The organism is Streptomyces sp. NPDC054834 (assembly GCF_053611185.1).
Genome location: NZ_JBSGZV010000012.1, coordinates 118,414 through 143,598 on the forward strand (window position 1 = coordinate 118,414; position 25,185 = coordinate 143,598).

Here is a 25,185-nt window from a genome sequence, read left to right on the forward strand (position 1 = left end):
GTGACCTCCGGTCGGTGGGCAGGACGGAGCACATGCCGACCAGACTTCCCGGCGCACCTGATGTGGACGTTTTTTGCTTACGTTACCTAACGTGCGGTGACAGGGCACCCTGCGCACGGTGAAAGGGGCACCCGGCGTGCGACGCGCGGGTGCCCCTGAACAGCCCTGCTCAGTCCTGCTCAGTCCTCGCTGGGTGCCGCCGGCAGCTTCGCCTGGATGAGGTTCATGACCGTGGCGTCGGTCAGCGTGGTGACGTCACCGAGCTGGCGGTTCTCCGCGACGTCCCGCAGCAGACGCCGCATGATCTTGCCGGAGCGGGTCTTCGGCAGCTCCGCCACCGGCAGGATCCGCTTCGGCTTGGCGATCGGGCCGAGCGTGTTGCCGACGTGGTCGCGCAGCTCGCCGACGAGCTTGTCGTCCTCGGACGCCGTACCGCGCAGGATCACGAAGGCGACGATCGCCTGACCGGTGGTCTCGTCGGCGGCGCCGACGACGGCCGCCTCGGCGACGGACGGGTGGGAGACGAGGGCGGACTCGACCTCGGTGGTGGAGATGTTGTGCCCGGAGACGAGCATCACGTCGTCCACCCGGCCCAGCAGCCAGATGTCACCGTCGTCGTCCTTCTTCGCCCCGTCACCGGCGAAGTACTTGCCCTCGAACCGCGACCAGTACGTGTCGATGAACCGCTGGTCGTCGCCCCAGATGGTACGCAGCATCGACGGCCACGGCTCGGTGAGCACCAGGTAGCCACCGCCGCCGTTGGGCACCTCGCGCGCCTCGTCGTCGACGACCGTCGCGGAGATGCCGGGCAGCGGGGTCTGGGCGGAGCCGGGCTTGGCGGCGGTGACGCCCGGCAGCGGCGAGATCATCATCGCGCCGGTCTCGGTCTGCCACCAGGTGTCGACGACCGGCGTGCGGTCGGCGCCGATGTTCTTGCGGTACCAGATCCACGCCTCGGGGTTGATCGGCTCGCCGACCGAGCCGAGGACGCGGAGGGAGGAGAGGTCCGACTTCGCGGGGATGTCGTCTCCCCACTTCATGAACGTACGGATCGCGGTCGGCGCCGTGTACAGGATCGTCACCCCGTACTTCTGCACGATCTCCCAGAACCGGCCCTGGTGCGGGGTGTCCGGCGTGCCCTCGTACATCACCTGGGTCGCGCCGTTCGCCAGCGGCCCGTACACGATGTACGAGTGCCCGGTGACCCAGCCGACGTCGGCCGTGCACCAGTACACGTCCGTCTCCGGCTTGAGGTCGAACACCGCCCAGTGCGTGTACGCCGTCTGCGTCAGATAGCCGCCGGAGGTGTGCAGGATGCCCTTGGGCTTCCCCGTCGTACCCGAGGTGTAGAGGATGAACAGCGGGTGCTCCGCCTCGAACGCCTCCGGGGTGTGCTCGGCGGACTGCCGGTCGACGGCCTCGTGCCACCACACGTCCCGCTCGCCGTTCCAGGCGACCTCCTGGCCGGTGCGGCGGACCACGAGCACATGCTCGACGTTGTCGACCTTGGCGATCGCCTCGTCCACGGCCGGCTTGAGCGCGGACGGCTTGCCGCGCCGGTATCCGCCGTCGGCGGTGATGACGACCTTGGCGTCGGCGTCCTGGATGCGCGTCGCGAGCGCGTCCGCGGAGAAGCCACCGAAGACGACCGAGTGCGCGGCGCCGATCCGGGCCGAGGCCAGCATCGCGATCGCGGTCTCCGGGATCATCGGCATGTAGATCGCGACCCGGTCGCCCTTCTGAACCCCGAGCTCCAGCAGGGCGTTCGCCGCCTTGGACACCTCGTCCTTCAGCTCGGCGTAGGTGATCGCCCGGCTGTCGCCGGGCTCGCCCTCGAAGTGGATGGCGACCCGGTCGCCGTGCCCCGCCTCCACATGGCGGTCCACGCAGTTGTAGGCGACGTTGAGACTGCCGTCCTTGAACCACTTGGCGAACGGCGGGTTCGACCAGTCCAGCGTCTCGGTGGGCTCGGTGGCCCAGGTCAGCCGGCGTGCCTGCTCGGCCCAGAAGCCGAGCCTGTCAGCCTTGGCCTGTTCATACGCCTCCGCCGTGACGTTGGCGTTCGCGGCCAGTTCGGCGGGCGGCGCGAACCTGCGCTCTTCCTTGAGCAGGTTGGCCAGGCTTTCGTTGCTCACGACATCTCCCAATCGCAGGGTGTCCGTTGTGTCCCAGGCCACAGCTCATCAGACCCGGGGGTCCGGTGACAAGGGCCGACGGAAAATTGGTTTAGACCTATATATCGGTCTGCTCTTGTAACGCCTTTCACGTCCCGGCCCAAGTACAGATGAACCGCCACCGGCGACGAAGGGGAGACCGAGTGGAAGTGATACGGGGCGGGCCGGCTGCGGCGGCTCGCGACCCACAGCTCTTCGAAGATTTCTACCGGCGCCATGTGGATGCGGTGACATCTTTCGTGGCCCGGCGTGTCGCCGACGCCCACACGGTGGCCGACCTGACGGCCGAGGTCTTCCTCGCGGTCCTGGACTCGGCCCACACCTACCGGCCGTCCCGGGGCAGCGAGACGGCCTGGCTCTACGGCATCGCCCGCAACGTGGTCTCCGGCGAGCACCGCCGCGTGGCCCGGGAGACCGAGCGTGTCCGGCGCATCTCGGGGCGGCGGTTGCTGGAGGGCGACGACATCTCCCGCCTCGAGGACAAGCTCGACGCGGAGAGCCCGGGCCGCCGCGCCCTGGCCGCACTGGAGCGGCTCCCGGAGGGGGAGCGGGCCGTCATGGAACTGATCGCGGTCGATCAGCTCACGGTCACCGAGGCGGCGGCCGCGCTCGGCATCCGCCAGGTCACCGCCCGCGTGCGGCTCCACCGGGCCCGCAAGTCCCTGCGCACGGAGTCCCAGCGCACGGACGCGGAACCGCCCGCCCCGGGCCCGAGGGGCACGTCACTGTCGTACGTCAACGGAGGAACTGGGGGAGAGGCGTGACAACGAAGGCCATGTTCGAGGACCGGCTGCTGGCGGAGTTGCAGGCAGAGATCGAGCGACGTGAGGTCGCACGGCGGACGCTCGACGCAGGCGAGCACATCGGTGGGCCCGAAGCACCCGCTCCGGGCCGTCCGCTGTTCACCCGCCGCCGTCTCGCCCTCGCCGCCGGGGCCTGCGCGGTCGCCGGGCTCGCGATGGTACTGGTGCCCGGCTCCCCGGCCGAATCACCGGCGTACGCGCTGGACCGCCACGGCGACGGCACCGTCACCTTCAGCCTGCTGAAGGTCGGCATCGGCCCGACGGGCCAGCGCCAACTCACCGAACGACTGCGTGCCGACGGCATCCACGTCACCGTCGACGACCTGGCGTACGGCCACCAGTGCGCGCAACCACGCGGTGAGCTGCTGTCGAACCAGATGATGCGGGGCTTCATCGGGAAGAAGCAGCCCAAGGAGGGCTCCGTCCCGGTCGGCCCGACCGACCCGGCCTTGCGGCACCTCTGGCAGGTCACCCTGAACCCCGGCGACTCCCTGGCGATCGAGAACATCAGCCAGAAGGACCCCGAGGCGACGCCGAGCGAGTTCTTCTACGCGGTCAAGGGCAAGATCGCACCCTGCGAACCGGAGTCCGTCGGCTAGGCGGCCCCTGGTCCCCGCAGAGGGCGGCCCCCGGCCCGTGCCGGCCGGGGGCGCCCGCAGGGGGGCTGGGCCGCCCGCAGAGAGGGGCGGGTCACGCCGGCAGATCCGCCTCCCGCACATGGTCGAACAGCTCGTCCCCGCTCGCTCCGTCGAGCAGGTACGCCTGGGCCTCGCCCACGTGGAAGTACATCCCGTGCAACTCCAGCGCCCCGTCCCGCAGAGCTCGCGCGACCGAGTCGTGCGCACGCAGGTGCGCCAGTTGCTGGACCACGTTGGTCAGGCAGAGCTGCTCCGCCGCGTCCGCGGCGGACCGGCCGGCCAGCCGTGCTCCGGGGCGGGTGCCGTCGGCCATGCGCTCCAGGCTCGGCAGTCCGTGCCGGAGCCACCGCCTCAGCGATGTCCGCGCGCCGCCCGGCTCGGAGTCGAGCAGCGCCTGCATGGCCCCGCACCCGGAGTGCCCGCACACCGTGATGGAGCGCACCTTCAGCACGTCCACCGCGTACTCGATGGCGGCCGCCACCGAGTCGTCGCCCCTCTCCTCGCCCGGCAGCGGGACCAGGTTGCCGACATTGCGCACGACGAAGAGGTCGCCCGGACCACTGGAGGTGATCATCGAGGTGACGAGCCGCGAGTCGGCGCAGGTGAGGAAGAGCTGGGACGGCCGCTGCCCCTCCCGCGCCAGCCGCGCCAGCTCGCCCCGCACCAGGGGCGCGGTGTCGCGCTGGAACGCGCTGATGCCGCGTGCCAGGTCGTGTCTGCCGCCGGGGCCGTCGTGCGGTCTGCCGGCGGGTCTCTCGTCTGGTCTGTCGTGCGGTCTGCCGTCGGGTCTGGATCTGCGGTGTTCGGACGTGGTGGTCCGGACACCGCCGCCCTGACGGCCGGTCATCTCGGCGGAGCCCCCCTGCGCGGTGTGCGCGTGCTGCCAGTCCTGAAGTGACTCGTACGCCGCGTGGTCCATGAACGAACCGTCCAACTCCACGACGGCGTGGGCTCCTGGGGGTACGAGATGCAGGGTTCGGCTGAGCTGGGGCACCGCGAGGAACGTCAACTGACCTCTTACGTGGATGTGATGGACTCCTCCCTTCTGTTCGTGCGTGATGCGGGTGCGGGCGAGGCGGTGCAGGGCGACGGCGACGGCCACGGCGACCCCGGACACCACTCCCTCCAGGACACCCAGGACGACCACGCCGAGGGTGGTGGCGGCGTACACCAGCACCTCGCGGTGGCGGGTCACCGTGCGGATGTGGTGCAGGGACACCATCTGGATGCCGACGGCCATCACCAGGGCGGCGAGCGAGGCGAGCGGGATGAGCTCCAGGATCGGGACCATCAGCAGCGCGGCGACTACTACGAGAACGCCGTGCAGCATCGTGGAGTTCCGGCTCACGGCGCCGTTTTGAACATTCGCCGAGCTCCGCACGGCCACCCCCGCGACCGGTAGTCCGCCGAGCGCCCCGGAGACGATGTTGGCGGAACCCTGGCCCAGCAGCTCCCGGTCCAGGTTCGAGCGGCCGACGCGGGCCTGCGGACCGGGACGCCCGGCGACCAGCTTGTCCACGGCGACCGCCCCGAGCAGCGACTGCACGCTGCACACCAGGGTGGTGGTCAGCACGGCGGCGGCGACGCCGGGCACCGGTCCCTCGGGCAGCCCGGCCAGGGCATGGCTGCGCCAGGACGGCAGGTCGACCCTGGGCAGTGTCAGCCCGGTGAGCGAGGCGGTCACGGTGGCCCCGGCGACGGCGACGAGCGCGGCCGGGATTCGGCGTAGCAGACGGCCGGGGCGGCCGGGCAGTCTCGGCCAGGCCAGCAGCAGGGTCAGCGTCAGCGCGCTCATCATCACGGCGGCGGGCCGCAGTTGGGCCAACTGCCCGGGCAGGGCGCGGATGTTGTCGAGGACGGAACTGTGCGGGCTGCCGCCGAGCACGATGTGCAGCTGGGCGACGGCGATGGTGACGCCGATGCCGGCGAGCATGCCGTGCACCACGGCCGGGCTCACGGCGAGCGCCGAGCGTGCCACGCGCAGGCAGCCCAGGCCGAGCTGGGCGAGACCGGCGAGGACGGTGATGCCGCACGTCGCCCGCCATCCGTAGCGGCCGATCAAGTCGGCCGTGACGACGGTGAGTCCGGCGGCGGGGCCGCTGACCTGGAGCGGGCAGCCGCCCAGTCGCCCGGCGACGATCCCGCCGACGGCGGCGGCGACCAGCCCGGCCTGGAGCGGGGCGCCTGTGGCGAGGGCGATGCCGAGGGACAGGGGCAGGGCGATGAGGAAGACGGCGATCGACGCGGACAGGTCGGCGCCGGCGACGCGGAAGCGGCGGGGTGGACTGTGCGGCTGGTGGGGGCGCTCGGTCCGCGCCGGGGTCTGGGGCTGGGTGGGTGCGCAGGCTGACATGTTTCCCGTCTCCTCCGGGGCAGCGCGGTCGCGGAATTGGTCGCGGCCGTGGGTCACGGCGTGCAGCGGCGGGATGGATCAACGCATGAATCAACATTCGGTAAATGAATCGTAATGCAGAGTAAAAGCCACGCAAGGACTTTTGGCGCAAATGGCGCATTACTTCACCCGCCCGAGTGATGCGAGCTTTTTATCGGCTTGTCGTATTAATTCCTTTCTCGGCCTCGTGCGACCTTGGCGGCACTGTCGGCAAACCCAGCAGATCACCACAGAACGCCCTCGTCAGCGTTTGTCCGAGAGAAGGAAGAAGGTGGGCGGAACATGGCCGCCACCCAGAGGATCGCCGCGGGAGCCATGGCCGCCGCGGCCTGTGCCGCGTCGCTGGCCGGTTGCGCCGGCGGCTCCAGCGGTTCGAAGGAAGGGGCGCCCGGCCCGCAGAAGGGAGCGCCACCGCCCAACAGCGTGCTCCAGCTGATCGGCGACGGCTCCACCGCGTACACCGGATCGCAGCCGCATCTGCCCAGACCCGAGCGGCTCGAACCCGGTCAGAAGCCTCCCCAGTTCGTCGTCTTCTCCTGGGACGGGGCGGGCGAGGACAGCCAGAAGCTGTTCTCCCACTTCCGCAGCGTCGCCAAGGCCAACAACGCGACGATGACGTACTTCCTCAGCGGCGTGTACATGCTGCCGAAGGAGAAGCGCGACCTCTACACGCCGCCGCAGCACCCGCAGGGCAGCTCCGAGATCGGCTTCAACGACGAGCAGGGCATCGCCGACACCGTCACGCAACTGCGCCTGGCCTGGCTGGAGGGCAACGAGATCGGCACCCACTTCAACGGCCACTTCTGCGGCGAGGACGGCGGGGTCGGCAAGTGGTCGGTGGCGGAGTGGAAGAGCGAGATCGCCCAGGCCAAGCAGTTCGTGAAGACCTGGAAGACCAACACCGGCATGACGAAGGCGGCTCCGCTGCCCTTCGACTACGACAAGGAGCTCATCGGCGCCCGTACGCCCTGCCTGGAAGGGCAGAAGAACTTCATGAAGGCGGCCCGCGAGCTCGGCTTCCGCTACGACACCAGCGGGGTCGACGACCAGGTCTGGCCGAAGAAGAAGCACGGCCTGTGGGATCTGTCGATGCAGCTCGTGCCCTTTCCCGGGCATTCCTACGAGCAGTTGACCATGGACTACAACTTCATGGTCAACCAGTCCGGCACCTCGACCCAGGGAGACCCGGCCAAGTACGACTACTGGGGCGACCAGATGCGCGACGGCCTGCTCAAGGGCTTCTACCGCGCCTATGACGGCAACCGCGCACCCCTGATCATCGGTAACCACTTCGAGTCCTGGAACGGCGGCACCTACATGCACGCCATCGACGAGGTCGTCGAACAGGTGTGCAACAAGCCCGAGGTGCGCTGCGTCTCCTTCCGGCAACTCGCCGACTGGCTGGACGCCCAGGACCCGCAGGTGCTGGCCAGGCTGCGCACCTTGAAGGTGGGCGAGGCCCCCAGGCAGGGCTGGGCGTCCTTCCTGTCGGGCCGCACCGCCCCGGCCCCGAAGGGAGTGCCGGGGGCGCCGGCGGTCCCGCAGTGAGCACCGGGGCGGTGGCCGTCAGGCGGGAGCGGCGACCGCTTCGCTGAGCACGAAGCCGGGGTCGACCTGCGCCGCCAGGTCGGCCCCGGTGCGCTCGTTGCCCCAGGACTGCGCGTTCCTGAGGTGGAAGTGCACCATCTGGCGCGTGTACCGCTCCCAGTCCCGCAGCTCGTACATCGCGTCGGCGGCGGTCCGAAGGGTGCGCAGAGCGTGGCTGTTGGCATCCTCCAGGAGCTCGAACCGGGGCGGCCGGCCCTTCTCCATCGCGCGCACCCAGTCCGAGTGCCCGACGGTCACCAGCAGGTCGTCCCCGACTTCCGCGCGCAGGAAGTCGAGGTCGTCCTGACCCTGCACCTTGTTGCCGACGACCTTCAGGGTGACGCCGAAGTCGCGGGCGTACTCCTTGTACTGGCGATAGACGGAGACCCCCTTCCGGGTCGGTTCGGCGACGAGGTACGTGATGTCGAAGCGGGTGAACATGCCGGAGGCGAAGGAGTCCGAGCCCGCAGTCATGTCGACCACGACGTACTCGTCGCGGCCGTCGACCAGGTGGTTCAGGAACAGCTCCACCGCTCCCGTCTTGGAGTGGTAGCAGGCGACCCCCAGGTCGGCGTCCGTGAAGGAACCCGTGACCATCAAACGGACGGCGCCGCCGTCGAGTTCCACCGGTCGTGCGCAGGCGTCGTACACCGGGTTGGGCTCCCGCACCCGCAGCAGGCGCGAGCCCCCGCCGGGCGGGGTCGTCTTGATCATCGTGGCGGCGGAGGCGATGCGTGGGTTGCTGCCGCGCAGGTAGTCCTTGATCAGCGACAGCTGCTCGCCCATGGCGGGCAGCGCGGCCGCCTGCGCGTCGTCGAGGCCGAGTGCGGCGCCGAGGTGCTGGTTGATGTCGGCGTCGACGGCGACCACCGGCGCGCCGGCCGCCGCGAGGTGGCGGATGAAGAGGGAGGACAGTGTGGTCTTGCCGCTGCCGCCCTTCCCGACGAAAGCAATTTTCATGTTCACCAAGGGTAGTCAGTCGGTAGCCCTGAGTGCTTGGTGGAGTGAAGAAGACCACTCCTTCGTGGGGTGCGGCGCCGGGGTGCGTAGGGTCGTACTCATGAGTACGACAGGCGCGTCCGCCGATCCGCTCGCGACCCTGGGCTCGCTGCCCGGTGTGGCCGAGTCCGTGGAGTCCGTGCGCAAGGCCGTGGACCGGGTCTACGGGCACCGGATCATGCGGCGCCGCAGCAACGCGATCACCTCCGAAGCGGCGCTGCGCGGCGCCCGTGGCTCCGCGGCGCTGTCCGGTGCCGACTGGGCCCTGGAGGAAGTGCGCCGGCGTACCGACTTCAGCGGCGACGACGAGGCGCGCGTGGTGGGCGCGGCCCTGCGGCTGACCGCGGAGGCCGGCCAGCTGCTGTCCATCTGGCGGCAGTCGCCCCTGCGGGTGCTGGCCCGGCTGCATCTGGTCGCCGCGGCGGGCAAGGGTGACGAGGTCGGCCGGCCGCGCCAGGCCGGCGAGCCGGTCGACGAGCCGCTGATCGAGCTGCCGCTGCCGGACGCGGCGGAGGTGTCCGGGCGGCTGGAGGGCCTCTCCCAGCTGATCATCGCGGACAGTTCCGCGCCCGCACTGGTGACGGCCGCGGTCGTGCACGGCGAGTTGCTCGCGCTGCGCCCCTTCGTGTCCCACAACGGCCTGGTCGCGCGCGCGGCCGAGCGGATCGTCCTGATCGGCAGCGGCCTGGACCCGAAGGCGGTCTGCCCGGCCGAGGTGGGTCACGCCGAGCTGGGCCGCGCCGCGTACCTGGCGGCCCTGGACGGTTATGTCTCCGGAACCCCGGAGGGTATGGCGGCGTGGATCGCCCACTGCGGCAGGGCGGTGGAGCTGGGCGTGCGCGAGTCGACGGCGGTGTGCGAGGCGCTGCAGCGCGGGGCGGCCTGACGGGAACCTGATGGGAACCCGACGAAAAAGGCCCCTTCGAAGGGGCCCGAACAGGGTTGCGGCGGTACGAGTGCTCGTACCGCCGCTGGCATGATCACCGGGTTACCAGGCGTCCTCGATATATTGCCCATCAGGTCGGGAGCTTTGCCCGTCACCTGGTGCGGCTGGCCCGTAATCGACGGGTCGACGTCGCGTGGGTGCTCGATTTTCATGCTCGGTCCGTGGGCCAGATGCGTTTTAAAGGTGATCCTCTCGGATGCCCTTCGGTCTCGCGGGCCGCTAAGTCCTTTGTACTGCAAGCCTGGAGCAAGTGGAACCCCTGCTCACGGTTCTTTACTTTTAGGTCAAAAAGGGTCACAAATGGTTCAGATCGCTGAGCTCCGGCGCCGGCTGGCGTACCAGACGAGGCCCGCGGTGGCCGCCGCTCCTATCGCTGCCGCCGCGACCAGAGTCGGTCTCGGCGGTACGGACAGCGTGGGCAGTCGCTTCTTGAGCCGCACCGGCCGGTGGAAGTCCAGGATGGGCCACCCGCGCGCGAGTGCCTCGCGGCGTAGGGCGCGGTCGGGGTTCACGGCGTGCGGATGGCCGACGGCCTCGAGCATCGGCAGGTCGGTCGCCGAGTCGCTGTAGGCATAGCAGCGGGCGAGGTCGTATCCCTCCGACTCGGCCAGCTCCCTGATCGCCTCGGCCTTCGTGGGACCGTAGGCGTAGTACTCCACCTCGCCGGTGAAGCAGCCGTCGTCGCCCACGACCATGCGGGTGGCCACCACCCGGTCCGCTCCGAGCAGCTCGCCGATCGGCTCGACCACCTCGGTGCCCGACGTGGAGACGATCACCACGTCGCGTCCGGCCGTGTGGTGCCTCTCTATGAGGGAAGCGGCCTCGTCGTAGATGATCGGGTCGATCAGGTCGTGCAGGGTCTCGGCGACGAGTTCCTTCACGTGCTGTACGTTCCAGCCGCGGCACAGCGTCGACAAGTACTCGCGCATGCGCTCCATCTGGTCGTGGTCGAGTCCGCCGACCAGGAAGACGAACTGGGCATATGCGGTACGCAACGCGGCCCGGCGGTTGATCAGCCCGCCTTGGTAGAACGACTTGCTGAACGTGAGTGTGCTCGACTTCGCAATGACCGTCTTGTCCAGGTCGAAGAAGGCCGCTGTGCGGGGCAAGGAGTGGTTTTCCACGACCCTGAGCATAGGCGCCCACCATTCGGCGTAAGGTGGGGCGCGTGGGTTTGCCTGAGAGGGCTCTCGGGTACACCATGGAAGTCACGGATCGTTCGCGACCGTGCTAACCCGGTCCGACTCCTCCCCCCCCGAGTCGGCCGTGGGGACGACCCCCGCTCTCCCCCCCGGCGGGGGTCGTCGCATGTCCAGGCGGGTTTTCTTCTTCCTTCAAGCGGTTGGTGGCCGTCGGTGTCCGACGACGGCCACCGTCTCTGCATGTTCATGATTCGTTACTCACGGTAGTCGACAGGGTGCTCTGCGGAAGTCGAACCGGGGCCGGTTACCGGGGTCACCGGTATGAGTGATGGCGATATTCACAACCGCTGAGTTGTCCACAGTTTTCCACCAAGATCCACACGATTTCCGGGATCGCTGCACCGTGATTCCAGCGCGCTCCGACCGCGGCGAGTTCATGGCCGGTTCTGTTTGCCGGAGCGTCTATGGCCGGTTTGTATCGGTCGCTCATATGGAGACCGCTTGCCGGTTCTTCACACGTTTGGGAATCGCGTGCCCGCAGGGGACTGCGCGCACGACGCGGCGAAGGGGGAACACGCCATGGCCAAGACCGCCACTCATGATCCACAGCCAGACACCGCCGGGCAGCCACTGATCATCACCGAGGACGCCGAACTCCTCGACGACCTGCTGCGCCTGTGCGCGGCGGCGGGTGCCACACCCGAGGTCCATCACGGCGTACCGGAACGCGGAGGCGGCTGGGAGGCGGCCCCGCTCGTCCTGGTCGGTGACGACGCGGCGCACCGCGTCCGCGGCGCCGCCCGCCGACAGGGGGTGGTACTCATCGGCCGCGACCAGGACGACGCCGGGGTCTGGAAACGGGCTGTCCAGATCGGCGCCGACAACGTCCTCATGCTTCCCGAGGGCGAGCAGTGGCTGGTCGACCGCATCGCCGACGTCGCCGAGGGCGCGGGCCGCCCGGCGCTGACCGTCGGCGTCATCGGCGGCCGAGGCGGGGCCGGCGCGTCCACGCTGGCCTGTGCCCTGGCCGTCACCTCCGCGCGCGCGGGACTGCGCACCCTGCTCGTCGACGCCGATCCGCTCGGCGGCGGACTCGACGTACTCCTCGGCGGAGAAAGCGCCGACGGGCTGCGCTGGCCCGCCTTCGCCGCCTCACGCGGCCGGGTCGGCGGTGGTGCCCTGGAGGAGTCGCTGCCCCGGCTGCACTCCTTACGGGTGCTCAGCTGGGACCGCGGTGACTGCGTTGCCATCCCGTCCCAGGCCGTGCGGGCGGTGCTCGCCGCAGCCCGGCGACGCGGAGGCACCGTCGTCGTCGACCTGCCGCGCCGCCTCGACGACGGGGTCGCCGAGGCGCTCGCCCAGATCGACCTCGCGCTCCTCGTCGTGCCCGCCGAACTGCGTGCCGTCGCGGCGGCCGGACGGGTGGCATCCGCCGTCGGCATGGTCCTGCGCGATCTCAGAGTGGCGGTACGCGGGCCTTACGCGCCCGGACTCGACGACCGCGAGGTGGCACGGCTGCTCGGCCTGCCCCTGGTCGGCGAGGTGCCTGTCGATCCAGGGCTGCTGCGCCCGAGCGGCGGCGGCAAACCACCCGGTGCGGCCGGCCGCGGGCCACTGGCGCGCTTCTGCACGCGGTTCTGGGAGCAGGCCCTGGTGGAGGCGGGCGGGGTATGAGCGCGTTTCCCCAGCTCGAACGGGCGGACTCCCCGGCGCTGCTCGACGGTGTGCGACGGTGGCTGGCCGAGAGCGGAGCGGAACCCACACCCGCGCGCGTGGCACAGGCGCTGCGGGAACAGGGACGGGTCCTCGGCGACGCCGAAGTCCTCGGGGCAGCCGCCGAGCTGCGGTCCGAGCTGGTGGGCAGCGGGCCGCTGGAGCCACTGCTCGCCGATCCGTCGGTCACCGACGTCCTGGTGTCGGCCCCGGACCGGGTGTGGGTGGACCGCGGCGGCGGACTGGAAATCACCGGCGTGACCTTCCCCGACGCGGCGGCCGTACGACGCCTCGCGCAGCGGTTGGCCGCGGTGGCCGGACGCCGGCTCGACGACGCCCGCCCCTGGGCCGACGCCCGGCTGCCCGACGGAACCCGGCTGCACGCGGTGCTGCCCCCGGTGGCCGTCGGCTGCACCTGTCTGTCCCTGCGGGTGGTACGGCCCCGGGCGTTCACGCTCGGCGAGCTGGTCGCCGCGGGCACGGTGCCGCCCGGCGGGGACCGGATCCTGCGGGCGCTGCTGCGAGCGCGGCTGTCCTTCCTGGTCAGCGGCGGCACGGGCAGCGGTAAGACGACATTGCTGAGCGCACTGCTCGGGCTGGTCGGACCCGGCGAGCGGATCGTGCTCGCCGAGGACTCCGCGGAGCTGCGACCGGACCATCCGCACGTCGTACGGCTGGAGACCAGGCCCGCCAACCAGGAGGGCGCGGGCCTGGTCACCCTCGAGGACCTGGTGCGCCAAGCGCTGCGGATGCGCCCCGACCGGCTCGTCGTGGGCGAGGTCCGCGGCCCCGAGGTGGTGCACCTGCTGGCCGCGCTGAACACGGGACACGAAGGCGGCTGCGGCACGGTCCACGCCAACGCCGCGGCGGACGTACCGGCCCGCCTGGAGGCGCTGGGCACAGCCGCCGGGCTCGACCGGGCCGCGCTGCACAGCCAGTTGGCGGCCGCGCTGTCGGTGGTGCTGCACCTCGTACGCGACCGGACCGGACGGCGCCGCATCTCCGAGGTGCACGTGCTGGAGCGGGATCCCTGCGGGCTGGTGCGGACGGTGCCGGCGCTGCGCTGGGGCCCCGAGGCCTTCGCGCGGGAGCGGGGATGGGAGCGGCTGCGCGGGCTGCTGCGAAGCGACGTCGAAGGCGAACCGGGTGGCGAGGCGAACGACCACGGTGACGAAGGAGGCGAGGGAGATGGGTGAGGTCTCGACGGGTGAGGTGGCCATGGGCGCCGCTCTTGCGTGCGTCGGAGCGGCGGCGTGGCTGACGGGCGGACGGCACTACGGGGCGCGGCGGGCACGGCTGCTGCTCGCGGGCGGCGGAGTGGTGGGGGCCGCTCCGCCCTCCGTCCGGCAGATCGTCGGCGAACTGCGGCGACTGGGTGGCCGGTTGCGGGGCGAATGGTGGGCGCTGGCCGGCGGACTGGTGCTGGCATTGCTGGGCGCCTCGGTCGTTCCGGTCGTCGCGGGGGCGGCCGGGGTGCCGGTGCTGCGCCGGCTGCGGCTGGCCAGGGAGGCACGGCGGGTGCGTGAACGGCGCGGGGACGCGGTGATCGCGTTGTGCGGGGCGCTCACGGGGGAGGTGCGCGCCGGACGGCAGCCGGGTGAGGCGCTGTTGTACGCCGCGCGGGACTCCGGCGGGCTCGGCGGGGCGCAGGCGACCGTGCTTGCGGCGGCGAGGTTCGGCGGCGACGTACCGGGCGCGCTCGCGGGGGCGGCCCGGCAACCGGGCGCCGAGGGGCTGCTGGGGCTCGCGGCCTGCTGGCGGGTGGCTGTGGACCAGGGCGCCGGGCTCGCGGCGGGCCTCGACCGACTCGACGCGGCGCTGCGCGCCGAACGGGACCAACGTGCCGACCTGCGAGCCCAGTTGGCGGGTGCCCGGGCCACGGCGGTGATGCTCGCCGCCCTCCCGGCCCTCGGTCTCCTGCTCGGTACGGCCATGGGCGCCGACCCTCTGCACGTCCTGCTGCACAGCGGGGCGGGGATGGGATGTCTGCTGGTCGGCGGACTGCTGGAGGCCGCCGGGCTGTGGTGGTCGGCGCGGATCGTGCGCGCAGCGGAGGCCGTATGAGCACCGAATTCGTCCACAGGCTGGGGACGGCCGTCTCGGTGGTCGTGGCCCTCGGATGGCTGGTGCGACGAATCGAGATGGCGCGGCGCAAGCGCTGGGCGCGGCGTCGCCTGGCCCAGCTGCTGGCCTTGCAGCCCCCGCCCCCGCGGCTGTCCACGGATGTACGGGGTGCCGTACGGCGATGGCTGCCCATGGCCGGAGTGGTGGCCACCGGGTGGGTCCTGGTCGGTGGCGTCGGCGGGGCCGCGGTGGGCCTGGTGGCCGCCGCGGTGCTGTGGCGGTGGCGGAGTCGGCAGGGGGACGACGCGGGCCGGGCGGTGCGGTTCGACGCCGCGACGACCGCCCGCCAACTTCCGCTCGCCGCCGATCTCCTGGCCGCCTGCATCGCGGCCGGAGCGGGGCCGGTGGTCGCCGCCCGGGCCGTGGGCGAGGCCCTAGGAGGCCCCGTCGGGGAGGCGCTGGCACAGGGCGCCGCGGAGGTGCGCCTGGGCGGCGAACCGGCGGACGGCTGGCGCCGGTTGGCCTCGATTCCGGGCGCCGGTGCCCTGGCCCGGCTGCTGGAGCGGGCGGACGAGTCGGGGCTCCCGGCGGCCACACCGGTCGCGCGGCTCGCGGCGGACGCGCGCGCGGACTGGGCGCGGGCCGCGACCGCACGGGCCAGACGGGCGGCCGTTCTGGTCAGCGCGCCGGTGGGGCTGTGCTTCCTGCCCGCCTTCATCGCGGTCGGCGTGCTGCCGGTGGTGATCGGGCTGGCGAGCGGCGTGGTGGGAGGGGGTGGTGGGTGACGGAGGTGGCCGGGGGATGCAACTGCGAAGTGAAGCAGCCGGCGAAGTGAAGCAACTGGCGAAGTGATCAGAAGTGGTCGTTGGAACGAACCTCATGGGGTTGAGATGAGCAAGCACACGAGGGTTGAGATGAGCAAGAAGCCGAAGGGCGCGGGGCGGCAACTGCGGGCGCGGTGGCGCCGGGACGCGGGCATGGTCACCTCGGAGTACGCCATGGGCATCATCGCGGCGGTGGGGTTCGCCATGCTGCTCTACGAGGTCGTGACGAGCGGGCAGGTCCGGGCGGAACTACAGGCCATCGTGAAACGAGCCCTCAGTGCGCGGATGTGAACGCCGATGCGGGCACGCCCCGGTGCGGGACCGAGGGCGCGCCCGGGGACGGAACACGGACCGCGGGTTCGTGACCGCGGAGGCGGCCGTGGTGCTGCCGGTGCTGGTGGCGTTCACCATGACGCTGGTCTGGGGGCTGTTCGTGATGGCCGCGCAGCTCCAGTGCGTGGACGCCGCGCGCACCGGCGCCCGGGCGGCGGCCCGTCAGGACGCCCCGGACGCGGTGGTGGCGGTGACCCGCGAGGCGGCACCGGACGGCGCGAAGATCACCGTAGCCCGTGAGGGTGAACAAGTGCGGGTGACGGTCGTTGCGAAGCCGCCGGTGCTGACCGGCCTGCCCTTCGAGGTGCGGGAGGAGGCCGTGGCCGCGGCGGAGGAGACCGTTGGAGCCGGGCCGCCCGCCGCGCCCGCCGGGGCGGGGGCGGGGCCATGAGAGACCGCTTCGCGGGCCGCCGTCGGGACTTCGCGGGCCGCCGCGATTTCTCGTGCCGCAGCCGCGACCGGGGATCCGCGACCGTCTGGAGTGTCGCCGCCATCGCCGTGCTGTGCGTGGTCTTCGGCGCGCTCCTCGCCCTCGGACAGGCCCTCGTCGCCCGGCACCGCGCGGCCGGCGGTGCCGATCTCGCGGCGCTCGCGGCGGCGGACCACTGGGCCGACGGCGCCACGGGGGCCTGCGCCCGGGCCGACCGGGTGGCGCGGGCCCAGGGGGTACGTCTGGTGCGGTGCGCGATCGTGGGCAAGACCTCGGACGTGACGGCGGCGTCCGGCCGGGGGCCGTTCGCGGCGGAGGTCAGATCGCGGGCGGGGCCTGCCGGACCGGCTTCCCCTCTTCCGGATTCTCTTCCTCCGGTTTCTCCCCCTCCAGTTCCTCTTCCTCCGGTTTCTCCTCCGGCGCCTCCCGCAACAGCACCGTGAGCAGCCGCACCGCGCCCCGCTTGTGCAGTGGATCGTTGCCGTTGCCGCACTTGGGGGACTGGATGCAGGAGGGGCAGCCGGCGTCGCACTCGCACGAGGCGATGGCCTGGCGGGTGGCGGTGAGCCAGTCGCGGGCGGTGTGGAAGGCGCGCTCGGCGAAGCCCGCGCCGCCGGGGTGGCCGTCGTACACGAAGACGGTGGGCAGGAGCGTGTCGGGGTGCAGGGGGACCGACACCCCGCCGATGTCCCAGCGGTCGCAGGTGGCGAAGAGCGGCAGCATTCCGATCGAGGCGTGCTCGGCGGCGTGCAGGGCGCCGCCGAGGATCTCCGGGTTGATCCGGGCCTCGTCCAGCTGGTCCTCGGTGACCGTCCACCACACCGCACGCGTGCGCAGCGTCCGAGGAGGGAGGTCGAGTTTCGTCTCGCCCAGCACTTCACCGGTGATGACACGCCGGCGCAGATAGGAGACCACCTGGTTGGTGACCTCCACCGAGCCGTAGCACAGCCGTCCCGCGCCCCAGGGGACCTCGATGTCCGTCTCCAGGACGGAGATCGACGTCGTGTCGCGGGCGACCGTCGAGTACGGCGGGTCGGCCTGCTCGACCAGGGCGACGGACTCCTCCAGGTCCAGGGAGCGCACCAGGTACGTACGGCCCTGGTGCAGGTGGACCGCGCCCTCGTGCACCGTCGAGTGCGCGGCCGAGGCGTCCACAGTGCCCAGGAGGCGTCCGGTGCCGGCCTCGACGACCTGCACCGGCCGGCCACCCTCGCCGCGGATGTCGGTCAGGTCGGCGGCCCGTTCCCGGCGGGTCCAGTGCCAGGCCTTCGTACGGCGGCGCAGCAGCTTCGCGGCCTCCAGCTGCGGCAGCAGCTCCGAGGAGGCGGGCCCGAACAGCTCCAGGTCCTCCTCGGTCAGCGGGATCTCCGCGGCGGCCGCGCACAGGTGCGGGGCGAGGACGTAGGGGTTGTCGGGGTCGAGGACGGTGGATTCCACCGGCTGGTCGAACAGGGCCTCGGGATGGTGGACCAGGAAGGTGTCCAGAGGGTCGTCGCGGGCGACCAGTACCGCCAGGGCGCCCTGGCCGGAGCGGCCCGCCCGGCCCGCCTGCTGCCACAGGGACGCGCGCGTGCCCGGGTACCCGGCGATCACCACGGCGTCCAGGCCGGAGACGTCCACGCCGAGCTCCAGGGCCGTCGTAGCGGCCAGCCCGAGGAGCTCGCCGGAGTGCAGGGCACGCTCCAGCGCGCGGCGCTCCTCGGGGAGGTAGCCGCCCCGGTAGGCGGCGACACGCCGGGCGAGGGAGCGGTCGACCTCGGCCAGGCGTTCCTGGGCGATCACCGAGATCAGCTCGGCCCCGCGCCGGGAACGTACGAAGGCGACCGAGCGGACGCCCTGCACGGTGAGGTCGGTGAGCAGGTCGGCAGTCTCGGCGGTGGCGGTACGGCGGACGGGGGCGCCCTTCTCGCCGTGCAGCTCGGTCAGCGGGGGCTCCCAGAGGGCGAAGACGAGTTCTCCGCGCGGAGAGGCGTCGTCGGCGACCTCGACCACCGGCAGTCCGGTGAGCCGGCGAGCGGCCACGGACGGCTCGGCGGCGGTCGCCGAGGCCAGCAGGAACACCGGGGAGGCGCCGTAGCGGGCGCACAGGCGGCGCAGCCGTCGCAGGACCTGGGCGACGTGGGAGCCGAAGACGCCCCGGTAGGTGTGGCACTCGTCGATGACGACGTACTTGAGTGCCTTCAGGAAGGAGGCCCAGCGGGGGTGGGAGGGGAGGATGCCGCGGTGCAGCATGTCGGGGTTGGTCAGGACGTAGTTGGCGTACTGGCGGATCCACTCGCGTTCCTCGAACGGAGTATCACCGTCGTACACGGCCGGACGAATCGCGGAAGCCAGCGGTTGTGAAAGTTCCTTCACCGAACGGCACTGGTCGGCCGCGAGGGCCTTGGTCGGGGCCAGGTACAGGGCGGTGGCTCCGCGGCCGTTCGCCGCCTCCGAGCCGTCCAGGAGCGTGGACAGCACGGGGACGAGGTAGGCCAGGGACTTGCCGGACGCCGTGCCCGTGGCGACGACCACCGAGTCGCCGTCCAGGGCGTGCTCGGCGGCGAGTGCCTGGTGGGCCCAGGGGTGTTCGATACCGCACGCCTGTACGGCGGCGATCACCTCCGAGCGAATTCGATCAGGCCAAACGGCATGGCGACCCGCGCGCGGGGGCAAGTGCTCCGTATGAGTGATGCGCGAGGCCCGGCTCGGTCCCGAGGCGAGCCGGTCCAGGACCGTGCCCGGCGAGAACCGGGACACAGGCTCCGCCGGGGGTCGATCGGTTCGGTGATTCTTGGCCATCGGCACCGAGTGTGTCACTGACGTGACGGACAATGGAGCCAAGGCGTCGTGCACGCCTGCCGGTAAGTGATTGAATGCCATCGCGGCTGGCGATGCGTCCCGGGGGCCGCAAGCCGAGGTGCCCGAGGGGCGACCGCTCGATAGCAAGGTGCTGGAGGATCCGTGGACCTGTCCCTGTCGACCCGTACCGTCGGCGATCGTACGGTCGTCGAGGTCGGTGGTGAAATCGACGTATATACCGCGCCCAAGCTGCGCGAGCAGCTGGTCGAGCTGGTGAACGACGGGAATTTCCATCTCGTCGTCGACATGGAGGGCGTGGACTTCCTCGACTCCACCGGTCTCGGCGTGCTGGTCGGCGGCCTGAAGCGGGTGCGTGCCCATGAGGGCTCGCTGCGCCTGGTCTGCAACCAGGAGCGCATTCTGAAGATCTTCCGCATCACCGGTCTCACCAAGGTGTTCCCGATTCACACCTCGGTCGAGGAAGCGGTGGCGGCAACCGACTGACTCGGGTGACCCGACCGGTCTCGGTCACGGTCGGTCCCGGGCCGACGACACACTGCGGAGCCGCCGAGGCGGCCCGGAGCGTGGCGGCGAACCCGGGCCTCCCGGGTCCGAGCCGTCGAGGTGCCGCGGGGCCTGAGGCCTCGTGTGCCGTCGACCCGGTCGTCCGGTCGATTCGGCCTGTCCGTTTCCCGGGTGTCGATCGCCCGGGCGGAAGAAGTTCATCAGGGGGCACGGGCTCTCGGCGGCCCGGCCCCCGACCGCAGCCCGATGTTCCGAGGGGGATGCATGGCCACCGTCGAACTCCGCTTCAGCGCGCTGCCCGAGCACGTCAGGACCGCCCGGCTGGTGGCGGCAGCGGTGGCGCGCAGGGCCGGGGTGGACGAGGCCGTCCTCGACGAGGTCCGGCTCGCCGTGGGCGAGGCCTGCTCCCGTGCCGTCGGACTGCACCAGAGCGTCGGCATTACGGCGCCGGTGAAGGTGGCCTTGATCGAAGACGAGAAACAGTTCTCCATCGAGGTCGGCGACGAGGCGCCGCACGCGGTCCCCGGGACGTCCGCCGGAGCCGCACCGGACGCGGACGTGGAGGCCGACGAGGACGAGATGGGCCTGGCCGTCATCAGCGGCCTCGTCGACGACGTGGAGGTCAGCACCGGGGAAAACGGTGGGCTGATCCGCATGACCTGGCCGACCACACCGCCGGCCGTCGCCCTCGCCTGAACGACCCCGCATCACCCGAAGGGCCCTGCTCAGCAGGGTCCTTTCTGCGTTGTCGCCCTGCGCTGGCGTCATCTGGCGTCCTGTCTTATTGTCGACACACGCCAGAATTCGTGAACGAATTCACGATCAACCGCCGATAATTTGATCAAGCGTCAATGGTTTTGAGGCATTACCTCTTTCGGGTTCTGTGGCGCGATGTCGATCATTTGCTGAAGAGCAGGTGAAGGCTAATTCCGTTTACCGCGCTCTGTTTAGATCAGGTTCCGGTACCTAGAATCCGTCCACATCTTGAGCTCAGCCCAAGCGTCAAGGAGGACGAATGGCGGGGCTTTCTACCCCTCATCAGCTGGACCCCACAACCTTCGCAGCCGCAGTCCTGACCGACGACAACCGGATCATCGTGGCGGTCATCGCGGCCGTCGCGGTGGCCGCGCTCTTGGTCGCAGGCGTCCTGGTGCGCCAGGTGCTGGCGGCAGGCGAGGGCACCGACAGCATGAAGCAGATCGCGGAAGCGGTCCAGGAAGGTGCCAAGGCCTATCTCGGTCGGCAGCTGCGCACGCTCGGCGTATTCGCCGTCCTCGTGTTCTTCCTGCTCATGCTGCTGCCCGCGGACGACTGGAATCAGCGTGCCGGACGGTCGGTGTTCTTCCTGATCGGTGCCGCGTTCTCGGCGGCCACCGGCTATATCGGCATGTGGCTCGCCGTACGCAGCAACGTGCGCGTAGCCGCGGCGGCCCGGGAAGCGACTCCGGCGGAGGGCGAGCCGGAAAAGGATCTCACCACCGTCTCGCACAAAGCCATGAAGATCGCTTTTCGCACGGGCGGCGTCGTCGGCATGTTCACGGTGGGGCTCGGCCTGCTGGGCGCCTCCTGTGTGGTGCTGGTGTACGCGGCCGACGCGCCGAAGGTGCTCGAGGGCTTCGGCCTCGGCGCCGCCCTCATCGCCATGTTCATGCGTGTCGGCGGCGGCATCTTCACCAAGGCCGCCGACGTCGGCGCCGACCTGGTCGGCAAGGTCGAACAGGGCATTCCGGAGGACGATCCGCGCAATGCCGCGACCATCGCCGACAACGTGGGCGACAACGTCGGCGACTGCGCGGGCATGGCGGCCGACCTCTTCGAGTCGTACGCCGTGACCCTGGTCGCCGCGCTGATCCTCGGCAAGGCGGCCTTCGGCGACGCCGGACTCGCCTTCCCCCTGCTGGTGCCGGCGATCGGCGTGATCACCGCCATGATCGGCATCTTCGCCGTGGCCCCGCGCCGCTCCGACCGCAGCGGCATGTCCGCGATCAACCGCGGCTTCTTCATCTCGGCGGTGATCTCACTCGCCCTGGTGGCGGTCGCGGTCTTCGTCTACCTGCCCGCCAAGTACGCCGACCTCGACGGCGTCACCGACGCGGCGATCAAGGGCAAGGACGGCGACCCCCGGATCCTCGCCCTGGTCGCGGTGGCCATCGGCATCCTGCTCGCCGCCGTGATCCAGCAGTTGACCGGCTACTTCACCGAGACCACCCGCCGCCCGGTCCGGGACATCGGCAAGACCTCGCTCACCGGCCCGGCCACCGTCGTCCTCGCCGGTATCTCGGTCGGCCTCGAGTCGGCCGTCTACACCGCCCTGTTGATCGGCCTCGGCGTGTACGGGGCGTTCCTGCTCGGCGGCACGTCCATCATGCTGGCGCTGTTCGCGGTGGCGCTGGCCGGCACCGGCCTGCTCACCACGGTCGGTGTGATCGTCGCGATGGACACCTTCGGGCCGGTCTCCGACAACGCGCAGGGCATCGCCGAGATGTCCGGCGACGTCCAGGGCGCGGGCGCGCAGGTACTCACCAACCTGGACGCGGTCGGCAACACCACCAAGGCCATCACCAAGGGCATCGCCATCGCCACCGCCGTGCTCGCGGCGTCGGCGCTGTTCGGGTCGTACCGCGACGCCATCACCACCGGCGCGCAGGACGTCGGTGAGAAGCTGTCCGGACCGGGCGCGCCGATGAGCCTGATCATGGACATCTCGCAGCCCAACAACCTGGTCGGCCTGATCGCGGGCGCGGCGGTCGTCTTCCTCTTCTCGGGGCTGGCGATCAACGCGGTGTCGCGGTCGGCGGGTTCCGTGGTCTACGAGGTGCGGCGGCAGTTCCGCGAGCACCCCGGGATCATGGACTTCAGCGAGAAGCCGGAGTACGGCAAGGTCGTCGACATCTGCACCAAGGACGCCCTGCGGGAACTCACCACGCCCGGTCTGCTCGCCGTCATGGCGCCGATCTTCATCGGGTTCACGCTCGGCGTCGGGGCGCTCGGCTCGTATCTGGCGGGCGCGATCGGCGCGGGCACGCTGATGGCGGTGTTCCTCGCCAACTCCGGCGGTGCCTGGGACAACGCCAAGAAGCTCGTCGAGGACGGCCACCACGGCGGCAAGGGCAGCGAGGCCCACGCGGCAACGGTGATCGGCGACACGGTCGGCGACCCCTTCAAGGACACCGCTGGTCCCGCGATCAACCCCCTGCTGAAGGTCATGAACCTGGTGTCGTTGCTCATCGCGCCCGCGGTGATCAAGTTCTCCTACGGAGCGGACAAGAACGTCGGCGTACGGATCGCGATCGCGGTCCTCGCGTTCATCGTGATCGCCGGCGCGGTGTACGTCTCCAAGCGGCGCGGCATCGCCGTGGGGGATGAGGAGGGAAACGCGGAACGGGTGTCGAAGTCGGCTGACCCTGCGGTGGTTTCGTAGGCCGTCTTACGGATGCCCTGGTCAAGGGGCGGGCGGGCGGCGCGCGTTGGCGCGCCGTCCGCCCGCTTTCACGTGTGGGCGCCCCCTCACCGTGAGCCTTGTCTCCCATGGTTCAAAGAGTGCCAATACGGTCTTAACGGATGTTATTACTAGGGCGTCCGTCGTACGGCGTGTAGATTCCGGGGGCCGAGAGCCATGGAAGGGACCAAACCGGTGAACAAGAAGCTCGCGGCCGCGCTGTCCGGCGGTGCGGTACTGGCAGTGGCGTTGACGGGATGCAGTAGCGGCGACAAGGGCAACCCGAAGCTGGACGCGTGGGCCAAGCAGGTCTGCGACGCCGTGCCGGCACAGGACGCCAAGATCAAGGCCGCCAACGCCGCCATCACGAAGACCGCCTCGGACACCTCCAACCCGCCGGCGACCATCCAGAAGACCGACTCCCAGGCCTTCCAGGACATGTCCGACGGCTACAAGGCGCTCGCCGAGGCCATCAGCGGTGCCGGGGCGCCTCCCGGGGTCGACAGTGGCGCCAAGCGGCAGCAGGACGCCGTCAAGAACCTCAACGACCTCTCCGCTGCCTACGCCGACCTGAAGAAGAAGGTCGACGCGCTGGACACGAAGAGCCAGGGCAAGTTCGCCACCGGGCTGCACGACATCGCCACCCAGATGACGGATCTGCAGAAGCAGAGCCAGAGCGGCACCGCCGCGCTGAAGAACCTGGAGCAGGGCGACGTCAAGGACGCCATCGCCAAGCAGGCGAGCTGCAAGAAGGTGTCCGCGTCGGCTTCGGCGCCGGCGACCGCCGGCTGAGCACGGCCCGCGGGTCACAATGGGGGGCGTGAGTAACGCCACTGTGCCCTCCCTGCCGTCCGCCGACCGCCCCGACGTCGCCGCCCGGCTGCGCGACGCCCTGCTCGGCGCCTCCTTCACCGCCGACGGGCTGCTCGAACTGCTCGGCGCGCCCGCGTATACGGCGCTGGCCCGCAGCGAGACCGTGCCCGCGCTCCGGGCGACCCGCGGCGACACGCCCCTGGAAGCGCTCGTACGGCTTTTCCTGCTACAGCAGCCCGTGCCGCACGCGCGCGTGGCGGACGTTCTGCCCGTCGAGGAGTGCCTGGAGAGCGGCTGGCTGGTGCGCCCGGGCGGTGCCGCCGGGAGCGACGTCGCCGCGACCGTGGACGTACGGCCGTACGGCGGGCCCGGCGGCGAGGACTGGTTCATCGTGTCCGACCTCGGGTGCGCGGTGGGCGGCGCGGGGGGAATCGGCAGCCGCGACGAAGGCGTCGTCCTCGGTGTCGGCGGCGCGTCCACCACCCTCGCGGGCATCACCGTCCGCACACCCGTCGGCGCGGCGCTCGACCTCGGCACCGGATCCGGCATCCAGGCGCTGCACGCCGGCCGGCACGCCACGCGCGTGACGGCGACCGACCTCAACCCGCGCGCCCTGCACATCACCGCGCTGACCCTGGCGCTGTCCGGCGCCCCCGCCGCCGACCTGCGGCAGGGCTCGCTGTTCGAGCCCGTCAAGGAGCGGGAGACGTACGACCTGATCGTGTCCAACCCGCCCTTCGTGATCTCACCCGGCGCACGGCTGACGTACCGCGACGGCGGGATGGGCGGGGACGATCTGTGCCGCTCGCTCGTTCAAGGAGCGGGGGAACGGCTGAACGAGGGCGGGTTCGCGCAGTTCCTCGCCAACTGGCAGCACGTGGAAGGGGAGGACTGGCAGGACAGGCTCAGGTCCTGGGTGCCGCGCGGGTGCGATGCGTGGATCGTGCAGCGCGAGGTGCAGGACGTCACGCAGTACGCCGAGCTGTGGCTGAGGGACGCCGGTGACCACCGGTCCGGCCCGGCCGAGTACCAGGCGCGGTACGACGCCTGGCTGGAGGAGTTCGAGGCGCAAAAGGTCAAGGGGGTGGGCTTCGGCTGGATCACGCTGCGCAGGACCGGGGCCGCCGAGCCCTCGGTCACCGTGGAGGAGTGGCCGCACCCGATCGAACAGCCGCTCGGAGACACGGTCCGGGCCCACTTCGAACGCCTCGACTACCTGCGGGAGCACGACGACGCGGCACTGCTCGCCGGGCACTTCAAGCTCGCCGCGGAGGTGGTCCAGGAGCAGGTCGGGCTGCCCGGTGCCGAAGACCCGGAGCACGTGGTGCTGCGCCAGCACCGCGGGATGCGCCGCGCCACCAAGGTGGACACGGTCGGCGCCGGTTTCGCGGGCGTCTGCGACGGCACCCTCAGCGCGGGCCGCATCCTGGACGCCATCGCCCAGCTGATGGGCGAGGACCCCGTGATCCTGCGCGACCGCACACCGGCACAGATCCGGCTGCTGGTGGAACAGGGATTCCTGGAGCCGGCGGGCTGAGACCGGGGGCCGGGCGCCTGCGACGGCCCGGGGCGCGGGGCCGAG

General features: G+C 71.1%; 20 protein-coding genes and 1 pseudogene. 16 read left to right on the plus strand and 5 right to left on the minus strand.

What is annotated here, in order from left to right:
• Positions 1-179: 179 nt before the first annotated feature.
• Positions 180-2,135 (minus strand): acetate--CoA ligase, encoded by a 1,956-nt coding sequence (gene acs, locus ACWGJM_RS18605; RefSeq protein WP_453412745.1) that lies wholly within the window; start codon positions 2,133-2,135, stop codon positions 180-182.
• A gap of 149 nt (positions 2,136-2,284) precedes the next feature.
• Between acs and ACWGJM_RS18610 the strand changes: the two genes are divergently transcribed.
• Together ACWGJM_RS18610 and ACWGJM_RS18615 are read left to right on the plus strand one after the other, a co-directional pair.
• Positions 2,285-2,938, plus strand: coding sequence for an RNA polymerase sigma factor (locus tag ACWGJM_RS18610; protein ID WP_453412746.1), 654 nt, complete (start codon positions 2,285-2,287; stop codon positions 2,936-2,938).
• A complete protein-coding gene (locus ACWGJM_RS18615) occupies positions 2,935-3,576 on the plus strand; it encodes a hypothetical protein (RefSeq protein WP_453412747.1) in 642 nt (213 codons plus the stop codon). Before ACWGJM_RS18610 ends, ACWGJM_RS18615 begins: the two co-directional genes overlap by 4 nt.
• 91 nt (positions 3,577-3,667) lie before the next feature.
• On the opposite strand, the gene ACWGJM_RS18620 is transcribed toward ACWGJM_RS18615, so the two are convergent.
• Positions 3,668-5,968 (minus strand): SulP family inorganic anion transporter, encoded by a 2,301-nt coding sequence (locus tag ACWGJM_RS18620; protein WP_453412748.1) that lies wholly within the window; start codon positions 5,966-5,968, stop codon positions 3,668-3,670.
• Positions 5,969-6,289: 321 nt separating this feature from the next.
• Here ACWGJM_RS18620 and ACWGJM_RS18625 point away from each other — a divergent pair, with 321 nt between their 5' ends.
• Positions 6,290-7,555, plus strand: a complete 1,266-nt coding sequence (locus ACWGJM_RS18625) for a hypothetical protein (RefSeq protein ID WP_453412749.1) — start codon at positions 6,290-6,292, stop codon at positions 7,553-7,555.
• Between the two features lie 18 nt (positions 7,556-7,573).
• Here ACWGJM_RS18625 and ACWGJM_RS18630 read toward each other — a convergent pair whose 3' ends face one another.
• Positions 7,574-8,554, minus strand: a complete 981-nt coding sequence (locus ACWGJM_RS18630) for an ATP-binding protein (protein WP_453412750.1) — start codon at positions 8,552-8,554, stop codon at positions 7,574-7,576.
• A gap of 100 nt (positions 8,555-8,654) precedes the next feature.
• Between ACWGJM_RS18630 and ACWGJM_RS18635 the strand changes: the two genes are divergently transcribed.
• Positions 8,655-9,479: an oxidoreductase gene (locus tag ACWGJM_RS18635; protein WP_453412751.1), complete on the plus strand. Its 825-nt coding sequence runs from the start codon at positions 8,655-8,657 to the stop codon at positions 9,477-9,479.
• Between the two features lie 365 nt (positions 9,480-9,844).
• Here ACWGJM_RS18635 and ACWGJM_RS18640 read toward each other — a convergent pair whose 3' ends face one another.
• The gene (locus tag ACWGJM_RS18640; RefSeq protein WP_453412752.1) at positions 9,845-10,675 is read right to left on the minus strand and encodes an HAD family hydrolase; all 831 of its coding nucleotides are present in this window, start codon (positions 10,673-10,675) and stop codon (positions 9,845-9,847) included.
• A 585-nt stretch (positions 10,676-11,260) separates the two neighbouring features.
• Here ACWGJM_RS18640 and ssd point away from each other — a divergent pair.
• The 7 genes and pseudogenes from ssd to ACWGJM_RS18675 form a co-directional block, all read left to right on the plus strand.
• Positions 11,261-12,355: a septum site-determining protein Ssd gene (gene ssd / locus ACWGJM_RS18645; RefSeq protein WP_453412753.1), complete on the plus strand. Its 1,095-nt coding sequence runs from the start codon at positions 11,261-11,263 to the stop codon at positions 12,353-12,355.
• Entirely contained in the window at positions 12,352-13,590 is a 1,239-nt protein-coding gene (locus tag ACWGJM_RS18650; RefSeq protein ID WP_453412754.1) for a TadA family conjugal transfer-associated ATPase, read from the plus strand. Before ssd ends, ACWGJM_RS18650 begins: the two co-directional genes overlap by 4 nt.
• Positions 13,583-14,458, plus strand: coding sequence for a type II secretion system F family protein (locus tag ACWGJM_RS18655; protein WP_453412755.1), 876 nt, complete (start codon positions 13,583-13,585; stop codon positions 14,456-14,458). Before ACWGJM_RS18650 ends, ACWGJM_RS18655 begins: the two co-directional genes overlap by 8 nt.
• Positions 14,455-15,243, plus strand: coding sequence for a type II secretion system F family protein (locus ACWGJM_RS18660; RefSeq protein WP_453412756.1), 789 nt, complete (start codon positions 14,455-14,457; stop codon positions 15,241-15,243). Before ACWGJM_RS18655 ends, ACWGJM_RS18660 begins: the two co-directional genes overlap by 4 nt.
• Before the next feature lie 129 nt (positions 15,244-15,372).
• Positions 15,373-15,573 (plus strand): DUF4244 domain-containing protein, encoded by a 201-nt coding sequence (locus ACWGJM_RS18665; protein ID WP_453412757.1) that lies wholly within the window; start codon positions 15,373-15,375, stop codon positions 15,571-15,573.
• Between the two features lie 70 nt (positions 15,574-15,643).
• Positions 15,644-16,006 carry a TadE family type IV pilus minor pilin gene (locus tag ACWGJM_RS18670; protein WP_453412758.1) on the plus strand — a complete coding sequence of 121 codons (363 nt, stop codon included), beginning with the start codon at positions 15,644-15,646 and terminating at the stop codon, positions 16,004-16,006.
• Positions 16,003-16,395, plus strand: a pseudogene (locus ACWGJM_RS18675) (Rv3654c family TadE-like protein); the annotation flags it as partial. The gene ACWGJM_RS18670 and the pseudogene ACWGJM_RS18675, both read left to right, overlap by 4 nt.
• On the opposite strand, the gene ACWGJM_RS18680 reads toward ACWGJM_RS18675, so the two are convergent.
• The gene (locus ACWGJM_RS18680) at positions 16,364-18,907 is read right to left on the minus strand and encodes a DEAD/DEAH box helicase (protein ID WP_453412759.1); all 2,544 of its coding nucleotides are present in this window, start codon (positions 18,905-18,907) and stop codon (positions 16,364-16,366) included. The pseudogene ACWGJM_RS18675 and the gene ACWGJM_RS18680 sit on opposite strands and share 32 nt — an antisense overlap.
• Positions 18,908-18,988: 81 nt before the next feature.
• Here ACWGJM_RS18680 and bldG point away from each other — a divergent pair, with 81 nt between their 5' ends.
• The 5 genes from bldG to ACWGJM_RS18705 all read left to right on the plus strand — a co-directional run bounded on the left by bldG (position 18,989) and on the right by ACWGJM_RS18705 (position 25,140).
• Positions 18,989-19,330 carry an anti-sigma factor antagonist BldG gene (gene bldG, locus ACWGJM_RS18685; protein WP_010986038.1) on the plus strand — a complete coding sequence of 114 codons (342 nt, stop codon included), beginning with the start codon at positions 18,989-18,991 and terminating at the stop codon, positions 19,328-19,330.
• 285 nt (positions 19,331-19,615) lie between these two features.
• Entirely contained in the window at positions 19,616-20,047 is a 432-nt protein-coding gene (locus ACWGJM_RS18690; protein ID WP_453412760.1) for an ATP-binding protein, read from the plus strand.
• A gap of 319 nt (positions 20,048-20,366) precedes the next feature.
• Positions 20,367-22,772, plus strand: coding sequence for a sodium-translocating pyrophosphatase (locus tag ACWGJM_RS18695; RefSeq protein ID WP_453412761.1), 2,406 nt, complete (start codon positions 20,367-20,369; stop codon positions 22,770-22,772).
• 195 nt (positions 22,773-22,967) lie between these two features.
• Positions 22,968-23,582 carry a small secreted protein gene (locus ACWGJM_RS18700; protein ID WP_453412762.1) on the plus strand — a complete coding sequence of 205 codons (615 nt, stop codon included), beginning with the start codon at positions 22,968-22,970 and terminating at the stop codon, positions 23,580-23,582.
• Between the two features lie 19 nt (positions 23,583-23,601).
• The gene (locus ACWGJM_RS18705) at positions 23,602-25,140 is read left to right on the plus strand and encodes a DUF7059 domain-containing protein (RefSeq protein WP_453412763.1); all 1,539 of its coding nucleotides are present in this window, start codon (positions 23,602-23,604) and stop codon (positions 25,138-25,140) included.
• Positions 25,141-25,185: the final 45 nt, after the last annotated feature.

Bases quoted from the DNA above. Each gene is read 5' to 3' on its own strand.
- ACWGJM_RS18700 (WP_453412762.1), top strand. From the start codon at position 22,968: ATGGAAGGGACCAAACCGGTGAACAAGAAGCTCGCGGCCGCGCTGTCC.
- ACWGJM_RS18680 (WP_453412759.1), bottom strand. From the start codon at position 18,907: ATGGCATTCAATCACTTACCGGCAGGCGTGCACGACGCCTTGGCTCCA.
- ACWGJM_RS18620 (WP_453412748.1), bottom strand. From the start codon at position 5,968: ATGTCAGCCTGCGCACCCACCCAGCCCCAGACCCCGGCGCGGACCGAG.
- ACWGJM_RS18690 (WP_453412760.1), top strand. From the start codon at position 19,616: ATGGCCACCGTCGAACTCCGCTTCAGCGCGCTGCCCGAGCACGTCAGG.
- ACWGJM_RS18610 (WP_453412746.1), top strand. From the start codon at position 2,285: ATGAACCGCCACCGGCGACGAAGGGGAGACCGAGTGGAAGTGATACGG.
- ACWGJM_RS18695 (WP_453412761.1), top strand. From the start codon at position 20,367: ATGGCGGGGCTTTCTACCCCTCATCAGCTGGACCCCACAACCTTCGCA.
- ACWGJM_RS18625 (WP_453412749.1), top strand. From the start codon at position 6,290: ATGGCCGCCACCCAGAGGATCGCCGCGGGAGCCATGGCCGCCGCGGCC.
- ACWGJM_RS18660 (WP_453412756.1), top strand. From the start codon at position 14,455: ATGAGCACCGAATTCGTCCACAGGCTGGGGACGGCCGTCTCGGTGGTC.
- ssd (WP_453412753.1), top strand. From the start codon at position 11,261: ATGGCCAAGACCGCCACTCATGATCCACAGCCAGACACCGCCGGGCAG.
- ACWGJM_RS18655 (WP_453412755.1), top strand. From the start codon at position 13,583: ATGGGTGAGGTCTCGACGGGTGAGGTGGCCATGGGCGCCGCTCTTGCG.
- ACWGJM_RS18640 (WP_453412752.1), bottom strand. From the start codon at position 10,675: ATGCTCAGGGTCGTGGAAAACCACTCCTTGCCCCGCACAGCGGCCTTC.
- ACWGJM_RS18630 (WP_453412750.1), bottom strand. From the start codon at position 8,554: ATGAAAATTGCTTTCGTCGGGAAGGGCGGCAGCGGCAAGACCACACTG.
- ACWGJM_RS18665 (WP_453412757.1), top strand. From the start codon at position 15,373: ATGAGCAAGAAGCCGAAGGGCGCGGGGCGGCAACTGCGGGCGCGGTGG.
- ACWGJM_RS18635 (WP_453412751.1), top strand. From the start codon at position 8,655: ATGAGTACGACAGGCGCGTCCGCCGATCCGCTCGCGACCCTGGGCTCG.
- ACWGJM_RS18650 (WP_453412754.1), top strand. From the start codon at position 12,352: ATGAGCGCGTTTCCCCAGCTCGAACGGGCGGACTCCCCGGCGCTGCTC.
- ACWGJM_RS18705 (WP_453412763.1), top strand. From the start codon at position 23,602: ATGGGGGGCGTGAGTAACGCCACTGTGCCCTCCCTGCCGTCCGCCGAC.